The organism is Rhodoferax sp. (genome assembly GCF_028714215.1).
GTDB lineage: Bacteria > Pseudomonadota > Gammaproteobacteria > Burkholderiales > Burkholderiaceae_C > Rhodoferax.
In genome coordinates, this window is sequence record NZ_JAQTMS010000001.1 from 127,418 (window position 1) to 145,927 (window position 18,510).

Here is an 18,510-nt window from a genome sequence, read left to right on the forward strand (position 1 = left end):
CCGATGACCTAAACTCGGGCGCCATGCCTGATTCGTTTCTCCTGTCTTCCCCTTCGATGTTGCTGACCCTCGCCTTTGCGCTGACCCTGATCGCAGGCATGGTGCTGAAATTCTGGCTCAGCGCCCGCCAAATCCGGCATGTGGCACAACACCGCGCTGAAGTGCCGGAAGCGTTTTCCCGCACCGTCAGCCTGAGCGCGCACCAGAAGAGCGCCGACTACACGATCGCCAAGGTGCGTTTTGGCCTGTTCGAACTGGTGCTGGGTTCACTGGTTCTTCTGCTGTGGACCTTGTTTGGCGGACTCTCGACACTCAACCTGGCGCTGCTTGGGTGGCTGGGCGGTGGCATGGGGCAGCAGATGGCGCTGCTGGCAGGATTTGTGCTCATCAGCGGATTTATTGATTTGCCGCTGACGCTGTACCAGACCTTCGTCATCGAGGAGCGTTTCGGCTTCAACCGGATGACATTCAAGCTCTGGCTGATCGATTTGATCAAATCAAGCTTGCTCGGGGTCATCATTGGCTTGCCCATTGCCACGCTTATCTTGTGGTTGATGGGTGCCGCCGGCAACCGCTGGTGGCTGTGGGCCTGGGGCGTCTGGATGGGTTTCAATCTGCTGGTGTTGCTGATCTACCCGACCTTCATCGCACCCTTGTTCAACAAATTTTCACCCGTAGAGGACGAAACACTCAAAGCACGCGTGACGGCCCTGATGCAGCGTTGCGGCTTTGCCGCAAAAGGACTTTTTGTAATGGACGGCAGCCGACGCAGCGCCCACGCGAATGCTTACTTCACCGGCTTTGGCGCGGCCAAGCGCGTGGTGTTTTATGACACGCTGCTGGCCAAACTGTCGGCCGGCGAAGTGGACGCCGTGTTGGCGCACGAACTTGGGCACTTCAAGCACAAACACCTGGTCAAACGCATCGTTTCAATGTTCGCCCTGAGCTTGCTTGGTTTTGCCCTGCTGGGCTGGCTGGCAACGCAACTGTGGTTCTACCACGGGCTGGGAGTGCAGCCCAACCTGAACGCCCCGAATGACGCTCTGGCCCTGCTGCTGTTCATGCTCACCGTGCCGGTCTTCAGCTTCTTCATCGCACCGGTGTTTACCTGGTTCTCGCGAAAGCACGAGTTTCAGGCGGATGCCTACGCCGTGGCTCAAACCAGCGGCCAGGACCTCGGTACCGCCTTGCTCAAGCTTTATGAAGATAACGCCTCGACACTGACACCCGATCCGGTGTACGTGAAGTTCCACTACTCTCACCCGCCAGCGTCCGAGCGCCTGGCACGGATGCGGGTCTGAGCCAACGACCGCCCACCCGCAAGGCGATCAGTCGATGCAACAAGACACTCTCCAGCGCGGCCTGATCGTCGCCAATTACGGCCGCCACTTTCTGGTCGAAACGCCAGACGGGAAGCGCCTGATCTGCCATTCGCGCGGTAAGAAGAGTCAGGGGTTGGTGGGGGATCGGGTCCTGTGGCAGGCCTCGCGCGACGAGGGCACCATCGAAAAGATCGAACCGCGGAAAAACGTGTTTTACCGCCAGGATCAAATCCGGACCAAGTCTTTTGCCGCGAATCTGGACCAGATATTGATCCTGATCGCGGCTGAGCCCGAATTCTCCAGCAGTCAACTCTCTCGCGCCCTGATTGCGGCGGAGGCCGAGCACATCACGCCCATCATTGCGCTCAACAAAAGCGACCTGATCGAGCCCTTCGCGCGCGCCTGGGAGTGGCTGCTGCCGTATCGGCAAATGCATTACGGCGTGCTCCCGCTGTCGCTCAAAAAATCGGCCCAAGTGGATCGGGGCGCGCTGTTGAAACTGCTGGCGGGCAAAACGACGTTGGTGCTGGGTCCGTCCGGAGCCGGCAAGAGTACCTTGATCAACCTGCTGGCACCGGGCGCGCTGGCACAGACCGGTGAAATTTCCCAAGCCTTGAATTCGGGCAAACACACCACTACCAGCACCACCTGGTACTGGGTGGACGAGGATAAAACGACGGCCTTGATTGACTCGCCAGGGTTCCAGGAATTTGGTCTGAACCACATCGACCCGGCACAGTTGGCGGCTTATATGCCGGACCTCAAACCCCACGTGGCCAACTGCAAGTTCTACAACTGCAGCCATCTTCACGAGCCCGGTTGCGGCGTCATGGCCGCCATCAAACCAGACGCCGATCCCGCAGGCATCAGTGCCAATCGCTACAAAATTTACAGCGACTTGTATGCCGAGCTGAGCCAGGTGAAAAGATATTGAAAGATCGGGTGAACAGGCCCTAGCCCAGCAGGCGCGCCAGTGTCAGGAGAGCGAGCAGTACCATCCACATGACCACCGTGCGCCAGACCAGGCCGACCACCACGGCCAGATGCGCCAGTTCGGGCACCTGCCCGGAAGACGGTTCACTCTGCCTGTCTGAACCCTGCAGCCGAATATTGACCGCGCCCGCTGTCGCCGCCAGCACGACGCCATCATTGTCGCCAGCAGAACGCGGCTCGTAATTGCGCCAGCCATCAATCGCTTCTTCAAAGCTGCCAACCACGGCAAAACTGATCGCGGTAACACGACTTGGCACCCAGTCAATAACCATCCAGGCGTCAGCGGCAGTCTGTTGCAGCGCTTCACTGACCGGCTGATGGTGCGTCCTGCTCCTGTGCCGCCAGTAGCGGGCGACGAATTCACTCAATCGGTACAGGACCGCGCCGGCCGGGCCGAAACCAAAAGCCGCCAGAACCGAGAACCAGGTCAGCACGCCGAAGACATGACGGTGGGCCGACAGCACCGAATGCTCAATCACGTGACGCACGATTTCGCTGCGGGGCAACTCGCTGGCGTCAATCTGTTTCCAGCTTGCCAGCAATTCGCGAGCCCGATCTTCGTCCCCATCCGCCAGGGCATTCCTGATCTGGGTGAAATGAAAACTGAACTGTCTGAACCCGAGCGTTGCATACAGCACCGCCACGCTCCAGATTACCGCCACCGGCCAGCCCAAAAAAGCATCCAGCAGGCTGTAAATGGCCAGTGTTGCCAGCGACGGGCCGCCCACCGCAAAGCCCCAGGCCAACCAGCCATGGAAGGATTTTCCGGCATCAAAATTTCGGGTACTCCAGCGCACCCAGGCACGCATGCTGGCATGCACCGGATTACCCAGACTCAGAGGACGCGCCTGCTCCAGCAACAGGGCAAGAAGCACCGAAATAAAGCTCATGCAACCATCATAGCTGCACTGTGCCTCAGGCCGACAGCATTCGATAGAAGTTGCGCAGCATGCCGGCGGTGGCACCCCAGATGAAACGCTGCGTCATGCGGTCCTGATACGGCATCGAGAACCATTCGCGTCGAACCCCTTCCCACTCGAAAACATGACGCCGATGATGGCCTGGGTTCATCAGGAATTCCAGTGGCACCTCGAACACATCGGCTACTTCGTAGGCGTTGGGGGTCAGCGTAAAACCTGGCTCTACCAGACCGACCACCGGCGTGATGATGAAAGCCGAACCGGTCGCGTATTGGGGCAACAGGCCCAGCACCTGCACCAAAGCCGGATCCAGGCCAATTTCTTCTTGCGTCTCGCGCAAGGCGGTGGCCGATGCATCCGCGTCGTCTGCCTCGGCCTTGCCACCCGGAAAAGCAATTTGCCCGGAATGGGTCGATAGATGCAGGGTGCGCTCCGTCAGCAGGACGGTGGGCTGCTCGCGCATGACGATCGGCAGCAGCACCGAGGCATGCGTCGGTGCCCGGTCGACAAATTTTGTCTCCGCCAGCAATTCGGGCTCCCACAGCGGGGGTGAAGCGAAGCGCCGCCGCAAGGCCACTGGCTGCAGCGATGCCCGCGGCACTACCGGCAGATGTGAATCCACGCCCTGCACCGGAACTTGACGCGGGTCGAAGTTCGGCAAACTGGACAAGGAGACACTGGATACGCTTGACGCCATGGAAAAGACGATGAGAAAAAACCTAAAAGCAAAAAAGCCGCCTCAAGCATAAGCTGGGCGGCTTTTCCAAAACAGCTCGCGTTATGCGTTAGCGGCTTGGGTAGCGGTTTTCTTGGCCGGCAGCTTTTCCTTGATACGGGCCGATTTACCACTGCGATCGCGCAAGTAGTACAGCTTGGCACGACGCACATCGCCACGGCGCTTGATTTCGATACTGGCAATCAGCGGGCTGTAGGTCTGGAAAGTACGCTCAACACCTTCTCCGCTGGAGATTTTTCGAACGATGAAGGCACTGTTGAGGCCGCGATTGCGTTTGGCAATGACGACGCCTTCATAGGCTTGCAGACGCTTGCGCGCCCCTTCAACAACGTTCACGCTGACAACCACCGTGTCACCGGGGGCGAATTCGGGAATTGTTTTCCCGAGGCGAGCAATTTCTTCCTGCTCAAGGGTTTGAATCAAATTCATGTTTTCCTCAAATGATCTTGGAAGCGCCAGCGTCGGGATTGACGCAAAGGCCCCACTGCAAACGAAGCAAGGCGGCCCGCCAGAGGATCGATAAGCCTTAAATTATAACCCGATCGAACGCCCAAAGCCCAACTGGACCTCAGTGCCCGAGCAGAAAAGCTTCGTCCATGGGGCTCAGCCGCCCGGCCTGCCGCGCCTGCGCTATCAAATCGGGGCGCAAGCGGGCGGTCAGGGCCAGCCGCTGCTCACGCCGCCACCGTTCGATCCGGTCATGGTGACCCGAGAGCAGAACTTCCGGCACCGTACTGCCGGACCAGTTCTCCGGGCGGGTGTAATGCGGGCAATCCAGCAAGCCGTCCAGCGCCGGATTGAAGCTGTCCTGCTGGTGGCTGTCTGCACTGCCCAAGACCCCCGGCTGCAGGCGAGCGACGGCGTCCAGCAAAGCCATGGCGGCAATTTCACCACCCGACAGAACAAAGTCGCCCAGACTGATTTGCTGCGTGACATGGGCGTCGATAAAACGCTGGTCAATCCCCTCATAGCGGCCACAAATCAGTACCGCACCCTGGCTGTCGGCCAAGCGCGCCACCACGGAGTGACTAAGCGGCACGCCAGCAGGCGAAAAGAGAACCACCGGGACAGCATCATGGCGTTCCACCTGGATGCTTTTCAGGCACAGGGTCAGGGGTTCGGCCATCATCACCATGCCAGGGCCACCGCCAAACGGCCTGTCATCGACGCGCCGGTAATTCCCGGAAGCAAAATCCCGTGGGTTGGAAAAATGCACATCCACCTGGCCAGACTCGAAGGCACGCCGGGTGATGCCGCTGGTCAACAGCGGCGCAAACAATTCCGGAAAAAGCGTGACAACGTCGAAGCGCATCTGACGACTCTCAATAGTCGGCTTGCCAGTCCACCAAAATGCGCCGCCCTGGCAAATCAACGTCGTCAATGTAGGTCGACACAAAGGGGATCATTCTCTCGAACTTCTTGCCCTCTTGCTCGCAATCCATCACCAGTACGGTTTGCGCTCCGGTTGACAACAGTTCCTTGACCGTCCCCAGCATCACACCGGCCCGATTGACGACATTCAATCCAATCAGGTCGACCCAATAGTATTCATCTTCTTGCGTGCTTGGGAAACTGGACCTGGAGACGAAAATACGGGCGCCACGCAGGGCTTCAGCCGCATCGCGGTCATCGATCTCACGCGCTGAAGCGACAACCGCGCCAGAGTGCGTCTTGGCTTGCACGATGGACAGCTTGCCAACGCCGGAAAAGGTTTTTGCCCCGATCTCGGATGGCAAAAGAAACCAGCGCTTGGAAGAAAAAAGCGCCTCCGGATCGGCGCTGTAAGGCTGGACTCTGAACCAGCCTTTGATGCCCCAGGCATCATTGACGCGCCCAACTTCGATGGCATCCGCCGGCAGTTCGGCGGCTTCGAGGCCAGGCAGCATCACAATGGCATCAGACCGCTTTTTTTGCCGCTTGCTCGACCAGTCGCTCCACCGTGGGGGAGGCCTGAGCGCCTACGCTTTTCCAGTAAGTGAGACGGTCCTGAGCAATGCGGATGCTCTCTTCATTGGCAGTCGCGATCGGGTTATAAAAACCAATGCGCTCAATGAAACGACCGTCACGGCGGGTCCGCTTGTCGGCGACGACAATATTGAAAAACGGGCGTGCTTTGGCACCGCCACGGGCGAGTCGAATGACGACCATGATTTATCCTTTGGGGTGGCAGAGTTTTATTTCCACCATTTAATAAGCACTCAATCCAGCGTTGAGACACGCGACATGACCACCCGGTCAGCGACACACTGGAAAGCTTTTTATTATAACGTTTCCTCTATTTATGCCTATTATTCGCCCCAGCCAATCCCGAGACCTCCCGGCTATTGCCGCCATTTATGCCCATCACGTGCTCACCGGAACCGGTACTTTCGAGCTTGAACCGCCCTCCGAGAGCGAGATGGCGAACCGCCGTACCGATGTGCTGTCCAAGGGGCTACCCTACCTGGTGGCAGCCGAAGGCGATACGGTACTGGGCTTTGCCTACTGCAACTGGTTCAAGCCACGCCCAGCCTATCGGTTCTCGGCCGAAGACTCGATCTATGTGGCCCCGCAGGCCCAGGGCCACGGCCTCGGCCGGGCGCTGCTGACAGAACTGGCAACGCAAGCGGAAAAAGCGGGCGTGCGAAAATTGATCGCGGTGATTGGCGACTCGGCCAATACCGGATCGATCGGGGTCCACCGTTGTGTCGGGTTTTCCCACGTCGGCGTACTTCAATCCTGCGGCTGGAAATTTGATCAATGGCGCGATGTGGTCATGATGGACAAGGCGCTGGGCCTGGGCGCCACAAGCGCCCCGCAATAGCAACAGGATGTCATGAAAAACAAAACTCTGGCCGCTTGGCTGGCATTGATCGGCGGCCCCTTGGGACTGCACCGTCTTTACTTGCACGGGAGCGGCGACCTGTTGGGTTGGTTACTGCCCGTCCCCACCGCCTTGGGCCTGTACGGTCTTGAGCGGGTGTGGCGCAATGGATTGGACGACTTGTGGAGCTGGCTGTTGATCCCGCTACTGGGTTTTACCATCGCCGGCTGCGCATTGACGGCCATTGTTTACGGCTTGACAAGCCCGGAGAAATGGAACGCCCGGTACAACCCTTCGGCGCTCCCGGACGCCGCCTCGGGAAACAGCAACTGGGCGACCATTGGAGCGATAGTGTTGGCCCTGCTGCTGGGCAGCACAGTCCTGATGAGCAGCATGGTGTGGAGTGTTCAACACTACTTTGAATACCAAATCGAGGAGGCCCGCAAGATTTCTCAATGAAGCAGGCCGTTGACGGGCGACGCTGTTCGGCGCGCTAAAAGACCTGCAGACTGACCCAATAGGCAATTGCACCGATGAAGGCCGTGGCGGGAATCGTCAGGATCCAGGCCCAGATGATGTTACCGGCGACACCCCAGCGCACAGCACTGGCACGCTGGGTCGCACCGACCCCCACGATCGCCCCGGTAATGGTATGGGTGGTCGAAACCGGAATACCCAGAATTGCCGCCGTGAAAAGCGTAATGGCGCCCCCCGTTTCGGCACAGAAGCCGTGCACCGGCTTGAGCTTGGTGAGTCTTTGACCCATGGTCTTGACAATGCGCCAGCCGCCAAACAAGGTACCCATGGCAATCGCCGTGTAGCAACTGAGCACCACCCAGGTCGGCGGCGACTTGTCCGCGGCGGCGGTGTAGCCGGTGGCGATCAGGAGCATCCAGACAATACCGATGGTTTTCTGTGCATCATTGCCACCGTGGCCCAGACTGTAAGCACCGGCCGACACCAGTTGCAGCCGCCGAAACCAGCGGTCAACGCGACTGGGTGTGCTGCTGCGAAAGAGCCACGACACTCCAATCAGCATCAGCGAGCCCAACAGGAATCCCATCAGGGGCGACACAAATATGAACACCACCGTCTTCGCTATGCTGGCAAATATCAGCGCCGAGGCGCCGGCCTTGGAAATGACGGCGCCGACAATGCCCCCGATCAGCGCGTGCGAGGAACTGCTGGGGATACCGTAATACCAGGTGATGAAGTTCCAGCTGATGGCACCAACCAGGGCGCCAAAAACAACGTTCACGTCGACCACCCCGGGCTGTGCCAGCCCTTTGCCAATCGTCGCCGCCACACTCAACTGAAAAATCACGATCGCGATGAAATTGAAGACCGCCGCAAAAAGCACGGCCTGTCCGGGTTTCAGAACACCGGTCGATACCACCGTGGCAATCGAGTTTGCGGCGTCATGAAATCCGTTCATGAAATCGAACGCCAGCGCCAGCACCACCAGCATCACCACCACCCACAGCCCCACCTGAACCGATGCCATGACAGTAACGGCTCAGGAGTTCTCGAGGACAATGCCCTCGATAACGTTGGCGACGTCTTCGCACTTGTCGGTGATGGTCTCCAGCAATTCATAGATCGCCTTGAGTTTGATCACCTCACGCACGTCCGGCTCCTCCCGGAACAGCTTGCTCATGGCACTTCTCATGACGCGGTCGGCATCCGACTCAAGCTGGTCGATCTCCTCACAGGTTTTCAGTGCCGCCGCCGCCGTCGCCGGGTCGGCCACCTTGGCCAACATATTGACGGCATCGCGCACCCGTTCGCAGCACTTGACGCTGAGGTCGGTCAGGCGCGTGATGTCTTCCGTCATGTGGTGCACGTCGTACAGCGCCATGGTCTCGGCCGAGTCCTGGATCAGGTCGGCAATATCGTCCATGGTGTTGATCAGCGTATGAATCTGTTCCCGATCAATGGGCGTAATGAACGTGATATGAATTGCCTTGTTGACATCATGTGTGACCCGGTCCGCCGCCCGCTCGGCATTGTCCACGTCCTGGTTGTATTTTTGGCGCAGGTGAAGATCGCTGTAGTTCGCCACCAGCTTGGAAAACGCCCGTGCCGCCTCAACGATACGGTCAGCATGCTGGTTGAACATTTCAAAAAAATTACCATCGCGCGGCAACAGCTTGCCAAAGAACATGGCTGACTCCTCAAGGGAAGATATCAAAGATATGACGTATTTGTGACTGCGCGAAGTTTAACCGCCCGCCCTGCCGGGAACACCCCGGAAAAATCAAGCATTGCGAAAAATAAAAAACACCGCGCCCACCATGCACAGCGCCGCCCACAGATAGTCCAGTTTGAAGGGTTCCTTCAGGTACAACATGGCAAATGGCACAAACACCGAAAGCGTAATCACTTCCTGCGTGATCTTGAGTTGAGCCACGGTGAAACCGGCTTGCTGAAAACCAATACGGTTGGCCGGCACCTGTAATGCGTACTCGAACAACGCAATGCCCCAACTCACCAACGCGGCGACATACCAGGGTGCGCTCGCCAGGTTTTTAAGATGGCCGTACCAGGCGAAAGTCATGAAGATATTGCTGCCTACCAGCAACAAGACCGTCTGCAAGGACAAGGGGATGGATTGAAGCGCGTTCATGCCGCGGATTATCCGGCACACGCGCCCCTGGGCTGGCGCAAAAAAACACCCCGCAAATTGAATTGCGGGGCGTTTGCGGATCGGCTATCGAGCCTTTTCGGGGCTCGATATCACCCATCAGGCGGCAGCACTTTCCTTGACGGAAGCGGCAGCGTCGGTGTAATCCTTGACCTTGTCAAAGTTCAGGTATTGATAAACCTTGTCGCTGGCCGCCATCAGTACCCCCATGTCGGCCATGTACTCTGCCTTGGTCGGGATGCGCCCCAGCTTGGAGCAGATGGCCGCCAGCTCGGCACTGCCCAGGTACACGAAGCTGTTCTTGCCCAGACGATTCGGGAAGTTGCGGGTGGAGGTGGAGAACACGGTGGCACCTTCCCTGACCTGGGCCTGGTTGCCCATGCACAGGCTGCAACCGGGCATTTCCATGCGGGCACCGGCGGAACCCAGCACGCCGTAATGGCCTTCTTCGCTCAGTTGTTTGGCGTCCATCTTGGTCGGCGGCGCCATCCACAACTTGACCGGAATATCGCGCTTGTTCTCCAGCAGCTTGCTGGCGGCGCGGAAATGGCCGATGTTGGTCATGCAGGAGCCGATGAAGACTTCGTCGATCTTGGCGCCGGCGACCTCGGACAGTGTCTTCACATCATCCGGATCGTTCGGGCAGGCCACGATCGGCTCATGGATGTCGGCCAGGTCAATCTCGATGACGGCGGCATATTCGGCATCGGCGTCGCGTTCCAGCAACTGCGGATCGGCCAGCCAAGCCTGCATCGCCTTGATCCGGCGATTGATGGTACGCACGTCGGAATAGCCCGAGGCAATCATCCATTTCAGCAGCGTGATGTTGCTGCTGATGTACTCTTGAATCGGCGCCTTGTTCAGATGCACGGTGCAACCGCCGGCACTGCGCTCGGCCGATGCATCGCTCAATTCGAACGCCTGTTCCACCTTGAGGTCCGGCAGACCCTCGATCTCCAGGATGCGGCCGGAGAAGATATTCTTCTTGCCCTGTTTGGCCACAGTCAGCAAGCCCGCCTTGATGGCGTACAGGGGAATGGCGTTGACCAGATCGCGCAACGTGATGCCGGGCTGCATCTTTCCCTTGAAGCGCACCAGCACGCTCTCCGGCATGTCCAGCGGCATGACACCGGTGGCGGCACCGAAGGCCACCAAACCGGAACCGGCCGGGAAGCTGATGCCGATCGGGAAACGGGTGTGGCTGTCGCCGCCGGTGCCCACGGTATCGGGCAGCAACATGCGGTTCAGCCAACTGTGGATGATGCCGTCGCCGGGGCGTAGCGGCACGCCCCCGCGTGTGCTCATGAATACAGGCAATTCGTGGTGCATCTTCACATCCACCGGCTTCGGGTAAGCGGCGGTGTGACAGAACGACTGCATCACCAGATCGGCACTGAAACCCAGGCAAGCCAGATCCTTGAGTTCGTCGCGGGTCATGGGGCCGGTGGTGTCTTGCGAACCGACGCTGGTCATCCTGGGCTCACAGTAGGTGCCGGGACGCACGCCCTGACCTTCCGGCAAACCGCAGGCGCGGCCAACGATTTTTTGTGCCAGTGTGAACCCTTTGTGAGTATCCACCGGGTTCTGCGGCAAACGGAACAACGTGCTGACCGGCAAGCCCAGTGCCTCACGCGCCTTGGCGGTGAGCCCGCGGCCGATGATCAAGGGAATGCGACCGCCGGCGCGCACTTCGTCGAACAGAACCTCGCTCTTGAGCTTGAACTCGGCTATCACCTTGCCGTCCTTCAGCGCCTTGCCATCGTAGGGGCGCAGCTCCACCACGTCGCCCATGTTCATCTGCCGCACGTCCAGTTCGATCGGCAGTGCGCCCGAGTCTTCCATGGTGTTGTAAAAAATCGGGGCAATCTTGCCGCCCAGACAGACACCACCAAAGCGCTTGTTGGGCACGAACGGAATGTCCTCGCCGGTGAACCACAACACCGAGTTGGTGGCCGATTTGCGGGACGAGCCGGTACCCACCACGTCGCCCACGTAAGCCACCAGATGGCCCTTGGCCTTGAGTTGGTCGATGAACTTGACCGGGCCGCGTTTGCCGTCTTCCTCGGGCGTAATGCCGGGACGCGCATTTTTGTGCATGGCCAGGGCGTGCAAGGGAATATCGGGACGGCTGAAGGCATCGGGTGCCGGCGACAGGTCGTCAGTGTTGATCTCGCCCTCCACTTTGAATACGGTGAGCGTGATCGATTGCGGCACCTCCGGACGCGAGGTAAACCATTCGGCATCGGCCCAGCTCTGCAGCACGGCCTTGGCCTGCGCATTGCCCTTCTGGGCTTTTTCCTGGACGTCATGGAACTGGTCGAACATCAGCAGCGTCTTCTTCAGCCCATTGGCCGCCACTTGCGCGACGATCGCGTCATCGAGCAAATCGATCAGCGGGCTGATGTTGTAGCCGCCCAGCATGGTGCCCAGCAGTTCGGTGGCTTTCTCGCGGGAAATCAGCGGGCATTTTTCGCTGCCATGCGCCAGTGCCGCCAGATAGCTGGCTTTGACCTTGGCGGCGTCATCCACGCCGGCCGGCACGCGGTGCGTGATCAGGTCCAGCAAGGTGGCCTCTTCACCCGGCGGTGGATTCTTCAGCAGTTCAATGAGTTCGCCGGTCTGCTTGGCCGACAGTGGTAACGGGGGAATGCCGAGGGCCGCGCGTTCGGCGACGTGGACGCGATAGGTCTGCAACATGGTCTACTCCTTAACAATCAACAAAATGGGCTCGGGCATCATGAATCGGCCCGCTTTCTTACTATTTCGCAGCCGCCGCAGGCGCATCAAGAAGACTGGGTGCCGGATTTTTTTTCAACATCTCGGCCATCACAGTCTGATCCGGACTGGTGCAGTTGTCTGCCAGCCGCTGACCGAGTTTCTGACTCATCAGCATCGACTTGTTACCCAGCTGCAGCCACATCGCGCCGGCTCTTGGATCTTCCAGCCGAATGGCACCGGTGCGGCTGGCAACCGGATGCATGCGAAAACTGCTGGTCTTGGTCCGCACCAGGAAAAAGCCAGGCCGCTTTTCGCTCGCCGTGATGGTGACCGCAGCACCCAGTTCACAGGGAATGGACCCCAAGTAAACGTGCTTGGCAATTTCGAGTTCTTCCGCCGTCAGGGTGACACTGAGGTCATCGTCAATAGGGGTTATTTCTTCCACCACCTTGAGCGCTGAGCGCCTCACCTTGGCCGGTGATTTATGCGGAGCAGCCGGCTCCGTGGCCTTCGTGACGGTCGTACTCGGCTGGCTGGTTTGAGCCAGCGCCAATACGGGTGCAACAAAGAGGACTGCAAGTGCAAAAACGAACTTCATGGCATTCCTTGGAACCCGTTAGACCAACAAATAAAGCGTGGCGGGAAATTCCGCCGCCGCAGCAAACGCTGTGCTGCTTGTCGGCAACTCAATCTTTTATTGAGATGCCGACAACCAGCAAAAAGCGGAAGAACCCAAACCAGTTCATCCGCTTTCTTTTGTGCAGGATCACCCAGCGCCAAAGGATCCCGCATCACCGCAAACCGAGGCCGCTTCGCGCAGATACGCAGCAACCGGGTTCGGCCCAAGCAGCCGATTACAGCAAATGCGCAACGCCGGCTTGTTCGTCCTGCAACTCCTTGAGGGTCTTGTTGATGCACTCCTGGCTGAACGCATCGATCGCCAAGCCCTCGACCAGCTTGTATTCGCCACCCGAACAAGTCACGGCAAAACCAAACATCGTGTCCTTCGGAATGCCGTACTGGCCGTCCGAGGGAATGCCCATGGTGACCCACTTGCCGTTGGTACCGAGCGCCCAGTCGCGCATATGGTCAATGGCGGCGTTTGCCGCGGAGGCGGCCGAAGACACGCCACGGGCCGCAATGATGGCTGCCCCGCGCTTGCCCACCGTGGGCAGGAAGGTGTTCACATTCCAGTCTTGGTCGTTGATCATGTCCTTGACACTGGCGCCATTGATGGTGGCAAAACGATAGTCGGCGTACATGGTGGGTGAATGGTTGCCCCACACCGTCAACTTCTCGATATCGGCAACCGCCTTGCCGGTTTTGGCGGCGATCTGGCTCAAGGCGCGGTTGTGGTCCAAGCGCAGCATGGCAGTGAAGTTCTTGCGCGGCAGGTCGGGCGCGCTCTTCATGGCGATGTAGGCATTGGTATTGGCCGGGTTGCCGACCACCAGGACCTTGACATTGCGGCTGGCCACGGCGTTGAGAGCCTTGCCTTGGGCCGTGAAGATCTGGGCGTTGGCGGCCAGCAGGTCGGCCCGCTCCATGCCGGGGCCACGCGGACGCGCACCGACCAACAGAGCGTAGTCCACGTCCTTGAACGCCGTCATCGGGTCGGAATGGGCTTCCATGCCGGCCAGCAACGGGAAAGCGCAGTCCTGCAGTTCCATCATGACGCCTTGCAGGGCTTGCTGTGGCTTCTCCAGGGGAACCTCCAGCAATTGCAGAATGACGGGTTGGTCTTTGCCCAACATCTCGCCGGCAGCGATGCGAAACAGGATTGCGTAACCAATTTGACCGGCGGCGCCGGTAACGGCAACGCGGACAGGCTTCTTGCTCATGGTGAGTACTCCAGAGTTGTTGTGAAACGGGTGCTGGGACGGCTCAAGCGGACCACCTGAGTCCCACAAAATTCACTCTTAGTTTACTCTGGAAAACCCTGCACCGTCAATTTGTCTTATGTCTTATATAAGAGATATGATTCAGCTCAAACTTTGGCGAGTTACGCTGTGCGAGATTGAATATCCATGTCCACAACATCCTTCCGATCTGCCAACAACAGCCCTGCGGCCAGCAACGGCGGCACGTCCGGCGGCGCCACGCTGACGCCCTCGTTCAGTCCTCTTTACCAGCAAATCAAGGGGCTGATATTGAACGGCTTGCGGCTTGGCGAATGGAAACCAGGCGAAGTGATCCCCAGTGAGATGGACCTGGCAACCCGCTTTCATGTCAGCCAGGGCACGGTACGCAAGGCGATCGACGATCTCGCCACCGAGAACCTGCTGGTGCGACGACAAGGCAAGGGCACTTTTGTGGCCACCCACGCGGAGCAGCAGGCGCAATTCCGTTTCCTGAAGCTGGTACCCAATAGCGGCACACCCGGCAGCGAAGGCCCCGCCCAGCGTCACATCATTGAGTGCCGCCGCACCAGCGCCAGCGCCAATATCGCGCGCGCCTTGGCGCTGCGCACCGGTGATGCCGTGCTGCAGGCACGCCGCGTATTGAGTTTTGTCGGCACCCCCGCCATTCTGGAAGACATCTGGTTGCCGGCCGCCCCCTTCAAAGGCTTGACCGCTGAACGCCTGGCCAATTACCAGGGTCCCATGTACGCCTTGTTTGAGACCGAATTCAATGTCCGCATGGTTCGGGCCGAGGAAAAGATACGCGCCGAGCCGGCCGCCAACGGTCGTGAAAAGCTGTTGCAAGTAGCGTCCGGCACACCCTTGCTGAGCGTCGAGCGGATTGCCTATACCTATAAGGACGTGCCGATGGAACTGCGCCGCGGCTACTACCGCACCGACACCCACTATTACCACAACCGATTGAGCTGAGCGCTTTGCCGTTCGAGCGCCTGGCGGCCTAGGCAGGCGGTCTGTCAGCCCCTCACCGGCCGCCGCGCCACGCCTGCCGCGAATGGCATCGAAGTGTGCCGCAAGGGACTCGATCCAACCAGAGCAGCCGGTAAAATCAAAAAACGACGCTGATACGCAGCTTTGAGGTTGATCAATATCGGGGCCGACGCGCTATGGTACAAACCAGCGATCTGATCGATTCGAGGTCCTTGGGCAAGTTGAAATGGCGTTGTCGCCGCAGCTTGCCTGGGAGTGGTTTTTTCGTCGAGCGGTTTTCAGCGTTTTGATTGAGACTGACCGACCGGCAGTCGCAAGTTCTGAACGCTTGAAGGGAACTCAGTGACGAAGATCTGCCGGACTTGCTTTTGGCGCGCCAAGCGCCGATACAAGTCAACGCCGGTCTTGGTCGGAGCCAGGTACGTGAAATTTTGTGTATGTTGAAAGAAACCCTTGAAAGGCAAAGAAATGAAATTAGCTGACAACAAAGCCACCCTGTCGTTCAGTAACGGCAGCCCCAGTGTCGATTTGCCGGTATATCAGGGCAGTGTCGGGCCTGATGTCGTTGACATCCGCAAGCTCTACGCACAGACCGGCATGTTCACTTACGATCCGGGGTTCCTCTCTACCGCCTCCTGCCAGTCGGCCATTACCTACATTGACGGCGACAAGGGTGAACTGCTGTACCGTGGTTACCCGATCGAGCAATTGGCCACCAATTGCGACTTCCTGGAAACCTGCCATCTGCTGTTGTACGGCAACCTGCCCAATGCCGCCGCGAAAGCCGACTTCACCAAACGCGTAACCCATCACACGATGGTCAACGAACAAATGCAGTTCTTCCTGCGCGGCTTCCGCCGCGATGCCCATCCGATGGCCATCATGACCGGGCTGGTGGGAGCCCTGTCTGCCTTCTACCATGACAGCACCGACATCAACAATCCGGAACATCGTGAAATTGCCGCGCTGCGCCTGATTGCCAAGATGCCGACACTGGTCGCCATGGCCTACAAATACAGCATGGGGCAACCCTATATGTATCCCCGGAACAACCTGAGCTATGCCGGCAACTTTTTGCACATGATGTTCGCCACCCCCTGCGAAAACTATGTGGTCAACCCGGTCATCGAACGCGCCTTGGACCGCATTTTCGTGCTGCACGCGGATCACGAACAGAACGCGTCCACCTCCACCGTTCGCCTCTGCGGCAGTTCCGGCACCAACCCGTTTGCCGCTATCGCCGCGGGCGTGGCCTGCCTCTGGGGCCCGGCGCACGGCGGCGCCAACGAAGCCTGCCTGAACATGCTTGAAGAGATCCAGAAAACGGGCGGCATTGCGAAAGTCGGCCAGTTCATGGAACAGGTCAAGGACAAGAATTCCGGCGTCAAGCTGATGGGCTTTGGGCACCGGGTCTACAAGAATTACGATCCGCGCGCCAAGTTGATGCAGGAAACCTGCAAGGAAGTTCTGGCCGCGCTGGGACTCGAAAACGACCCCTTGTTCAAACTGGCCATGGCGCTGGAGAAGATTGCGCTGGAAGACGACTATTTCGTCACCCGCAAACTCTATCCCAACGTCGACTTCTACTCCGGCATCGTGCAGCGCGCCATCGGCATCCCGGTCAACATGTTCACCGGCGTTTTCGCGCTGGCCCGCACGGTCGGCTGGATTGCGCAGCTCAATGAAATGATCAGCGATCCCGAGTACAAGATTGGTCGTCCGCGTCAATTGTTCTCCGGCTCGGTCAAGCGCGATGTGCTGCCGCTAGCCCAGCGCTGATACGGTCTGGTTTGGAACGCCCGCCGGATGGCAACACCGGCGGGCGTTTTGTTTGCGGCGCGCCGATTCGGCCCGCCGTTTAAAATCAAGCATTGCCAAGGAAAGACCACATGGGCCGGATAGACATTGAGACGCAAGGACGAACGCTGTACGACAAACTCTGGGACGAACACGTCGTTCACACAGAGGAAGATGGCACGGCCCTCTTGTACATAGACCGCCACCTGGTGCATGAAGTCACCAGTCCGCAAGCCTTTGAAGGCTTGCGTCAGGCCGGGCGCAAACTGTGGCGGGTCAGCTCGGTCGTTGCCACAGCCGACCACAACACACCCACCACCCACTGGGAACTGGGCTATGACGGCATCACCGATCCGACCAGCAAGGAACAGGTCACCACGCTGGACCGCAACATGCAGGAATTCGGCGCTGCCGCCTATTTCCCCTTCCTGTCGAAACGCCAAGGCATTGTTCACGTCATCGGACCTGAGACCGGGGCCACCCTGCCCGGCATGACGGTGGTGTGCGGCGACTCTCACACTTCGACCCATGGTGCCTTTGGCGCTTTGGCGCATGGCATAGGCACCAGCGAAGTGGAACACGTGATGGCGACGCAAACCCTGCTCGCCAAAAAAGCCAGGAACATGCTGATCCGGGTTGACGGCACCCTGCCACGCGGCTGCGGCGGCAAAGATATAGTGCTGGCCATCATCGGCAAAATAGGCACCGCCGGCGGCACCGGCTACACCATTGAATTTGGCGGTTCCGCCATTCGCGCCCTGAGCATGGAAGGCCGCATGACGGTGTGCAATATGGCGATTGAAGCCGGAGCTCGCGCCGGACTGGTGGCGGTCGACGAGAAGACCATCGAATACCTGAAAGGCCGTCCGCTGGCACCGGGGCATGGCGCTGTCAACGAAACGGTTGCGGGTGTCGAATGGGAGCAGGCGGTGACGTACTGGAAGACGCTGCGCAGCGACGTCAATGCCAGCTTCGACACCGTCGTCACACTCGATGCTTCCCTGATTGTTCCGCAAGTCACATGGGGAACTTCACCGGAAATGGTGCTTGGCATCGATGGCCAGGTGCCAGACCCCGACAAGGAGAAGGACGCCAACAAACGTGGCGCCATTGAACGGGCCCTGGTCTACATGGGCCTGCAGCCAGGCAAGGCGCTGGCCGATCTGTATGTGGACAAGGTTTTCATCGGCTCGTGCACCAACAGCCGGATTGAAGACATCCGTGAAGCTGCTGCCCTGGTGAAGAAATTAGGGCAGAAAGTAGCCGGCAACGTCAAGCTGGCGATGATCGTACCCGGCTCGGGGCTGGTCAAGGAACAGGCCGAACGCGAGGGTTTGCATGAAATTTTCAAAGCCGCCGGCTTCGAGTGGCGCGAACCAGGGTGTTCCATGTGCCTGGCCATGAACGCCGACCGGCTGGAGCCGGGGGAACGCTGTGCGTCCACCAGCAACCGCAATTTCGAGGGACGTCAGGGCGCCGGAGGACGCACCCATCTGGTCAGTCCGGCGATGGCCGCCGCGGCCGCCATTGTGGGCCATTTTGTCGATGTCAGGAAGTTTGTCTGACGCGTTTTATCCAGGAGAACTTCATGAAACAATTTTCTGCATTGATCGCTTTGTCCGTGTTTGTCTTCCTGACCGGCTGCAACACCGTCAAAGGCGTTGGCCAAGACCTGCAGAAGGCCGGCGAAAAGATTGAAGACGTGGCCAAGAAGAAGTAAAGAATCAG

20 protein-coding genes are annotated in these 18,510 nt (G+C 59.0%); 8 read left to right on the forward strand and 12 right to left on the reverse strand.

All coding sequences use genetic code 11. The features are described from left to right. Window positions 1-23 precede the first annotated feature (23 nt). Window positions 24-1,301 (forward strand): M48 family metallopeptidase, encoded by a 1,278-nt coding sequence (locus PHS32_RS00540; protein WP_301076795.1) that lies wholly within the window; start codon window positions 24-26, stop codon window positions 1,299-1,301. 34 nt (window positions 1,302-1,335) lie between these two features. Continuing rightward, window positions 1,336-2,256, forward strand: a complete 921-nt coding sequence (gene rsgA, locus PHS32_RS00545; RefSeq protein ID WP_301076796.1) for a ribosome small subunit-dependent GTPase A — start codon at window positions 1,336-1,338, stop codon at window positions 2,254-2,256. Between the two features lie 19 nt (window positions 2,257-2,275). Here rsgA and PHS32_RS00550 read toward each other — a convergent pair whose 3' ends face one another. From PHS32_RS00550 to rpsP, 6 genes are all read right to left on the reverse strand, one after another. Then, window positions 2,276-3,205 (reverse strand): CobD/CbiB family protein, encoded by a 930-nt coding sequence (locus PHS32_RS00550; RefSeq protein ID WP_301076797.1) that lies wholly within the window; start codon window positions 3,203-3,205, stop codon window positions 2,276-2,278. Window positions 3,206-3,230: 25 nt separating this feature from the next. Continuing rightward, on the reverse strand, window positions 3,231-3,932 hold the full coding sequence (locus PHS32_RS00555; protein WP_301076798.1) for a CoA pyrophosphatase: 702 nt from the start codon (window positions 3,930-3,932) through the stop codon (window positions 3,231-3,233). A gap of 81 nt (window positions 3,933-4,013) precedes the next feature. After that, window positions 4,014-4,400 carry a 50S ribosomal protein L19 gene (gene rplS / locus PHS32_RS00560; RefSeq protein ID WP_301076799.1) on the reverse strand — a complete coding sequence of 129 codons (387 nt, stop codon included), beginning with the start codon at window positions 4,398-4,400 and terminating at the stop codon, window positions 4,014-4,016. Window positions 4,401-4,539: 139 nt separating this feature from the next. Continuing rightward, entirely contained in the window at window positions 4,540-5,283 is a 744-nt protein-coding gene (gene trmD / locus PHS32_RS00565) for a tRNA (guanosine(37)-N1)-methyltransferase TrmD (protein WP_301076800.1), read from the reverse strand. A 10-nt stretch (window positions 5,284-5,293) separates the two neighbouring features. Further along, a complete protein-coding gene (gene rimM, locus PHS32_RS00570; protein ID WP_301076801.1) occupies window positions 5,294-5,857 on the reverse strand; it encodes a ribosome maturation factor RimM in 564 nt (187 codons plus the stop codon). Between the two features lie 10 nt (window positions 5,858-5,867). Next, a complete protein-coding gene (gene rpsP / locus PHS32_RS00575; protein ID WP_301076802.1) occupies window positions 5,868-6,119 on the reverse strand; it encodes a 30S ribosomal protein S16 in 252 nt (83 codons plus the stop codon). A 133-nt stretch (window positions 6,120-6,252) separates the two neighbouring features. Between rpsP and PHS32_RS00580 the strand changes: the two genes are divergently transcribed. Both PHS32_RS00580 and PHS32_RS00585 read left to right on the forward strand, forming a co-directional pair. Beyond that, window positions 6,253-6,774 (forward strand): GNAT family N-acetyltransferase, encoded by a 522-nt coding sequence (locus PHS32_RS00580; protein ID WP_301076803.1) that lies wholly within the window; start codon window positions 6,253-6,255, stop codon window positions 6,772-6,774. A 12-nt stretch (window positions 6,775-6,786) separates the two neighbouring features. Further along, window positions 6,787-7,233: a hypothetical protein gene (locus PHS32_RS00585; RefSeq protein WP_301076804.1), complete on the forward strand. Its 447-nt coding sequence runs from the start codon at window positions 6,787-6,789 to the stop codon at window positions 7,231-7,233. A 34-nt stretch (window positions 7,234-7,267) separates the two neighbouring features. Here PHS32_RS00585 and PHS32_RS00590 read toward each other — a convergent pair whose 3' ends face one another. The 6 genes from PHS32_RS00590 to PHS32_RS00615 all read right to left on the reverse strand — a co-directional run bounded on the left by PHS32_RS00590 (window position 7,268) and on the right by PHS32_RS00615 (window position 13,977). Further along, window positions 7,268-8,278 carry an inorganic phosphate transporter gene (locus tag PHS32_RS00590; RefSeq protein WP_301076805.1) on the reverse strand — a complete coding sequence of 337 codons (1,011 nt, stop codon included), beginning with the start codon at window positions 8,276-8,278 and terminating at the stop codon, window positions 7,268-7,270. Window positions 8,279-8,290: 12 nt separating this feature from the next. Further along, entirely contained in the window at window positions 8,291-8,938 is a 648-nt protein-coding gene (locus PHS32_RS00595) for a DUF47 domain-containing protein (RefSeq protein WP_301076806.1), read from the reverse strand. A 93-nt stretch (window positions 8,939-9,031) separates the two neighbouring features. Beyond that, window positions 9,032-9,400: a DMT family protein gene (locus PHS32_RS00600; protein ID WP_301076807.1), complete on the reverse strand. Its 369-nt coding sequence runs from the start codon at window positions 9,398-9,400 to the stop codon at window positions 9,032-9,034. 117 nt (window positions 9,401-9,517) lie between these two features. After that, window positions 9,518-12,115: a bifunctional aconitate hydratase 2/2-methylisocitrate dehydratase gene (gene acnB / locus PHS32_RS00605; RefSeq protein ID WP_301076808.1), complete on the reverse strand. Its 2,598-nt coding sequence runs from the start codon at window positions 12,113-12,115 to the stop codon at window positions 9,518-9,520. A gap of 61 nt (window positions 12,116-12,176) precedes the next feature. Further along, window positions 12,177-12,734: a hypothetical protein gene (locus PHS32_RS00610; protein WP_301076809.1), complete on the reverse strand. Its 558-nt coding sequence runs from the start codon at window positions 12,732-12,734 to the stop codon at window positions 12,177-12,179. A 256-nt stretch (window positions 12,735-12,990) separates the two neighbouring features. After that, on the reverse strand, window positions 12,991-13,977 hold the full coding sequence (locus PHS32_RS00615; protein WP_301076810.1) for a malate dehydrogenase: 987 nt from the start codon (window positions 13,975-13,977) through the stop codon (window positions 12,991-12,993). Between the two features lie 186 nt (window positions 13,978-14,163). On the opposite strand from PHS32_RS00615, the gene PHS32_RS00620 reads away from it, so the two are divergent. From PHS32_RS00620 to PHS32_RS00635, 4 genes are all read left to right on the forward strand, one after another. After that, window positions 14,164-14,967, forward strand: a complete 804-nt coding sequence (locus tag PHS32_RS00620) for a GntR family transcriptional regulator (RefSeq protein ID WP_301076811.1) — start codon at window positions 14,164-14,166, stop codon at window positions 14,965-14,967. Window positions 14,968-15,453: 486 nt separating this feature from the next. Then, entirely contained in the window at window positions 15,454-16,764 is a 1,311-nt protein-coding gene (gene gltA, locus PHS32_RS00625) for a citrate synthase (protein ID WP_301076812.1), read from the forward strand. Between the two features lie 110 nt (window positions 16,765-16,874). Next, on the forward strand, window positions 16,875-18,347 hold the full coding sequence (gene leuC, locus PHS32_RS00630) for a 3-isopropylmalate dehydratase large subunit (RefSeq protein ID WP_301076813.1): 1,473 nt from the start codon (window positions 16,875-16,877) through the stop codon (window positions 18,345-18,347). Window positions 18,348-18,370: 23 nt separating this feature from the next. Continuing rightward, a complete protein-coding gene (locus PHS32_RS00635) occupies window positions 18,371-18,502 on the forward strand; it encodes an entericidin A/B family lipoprotein (protein ID WP_301076814.1) in 132 nt (43 codons plus the stop codon). Window positions 18,503-18,510: the final 8 nt, after the last annotated feature.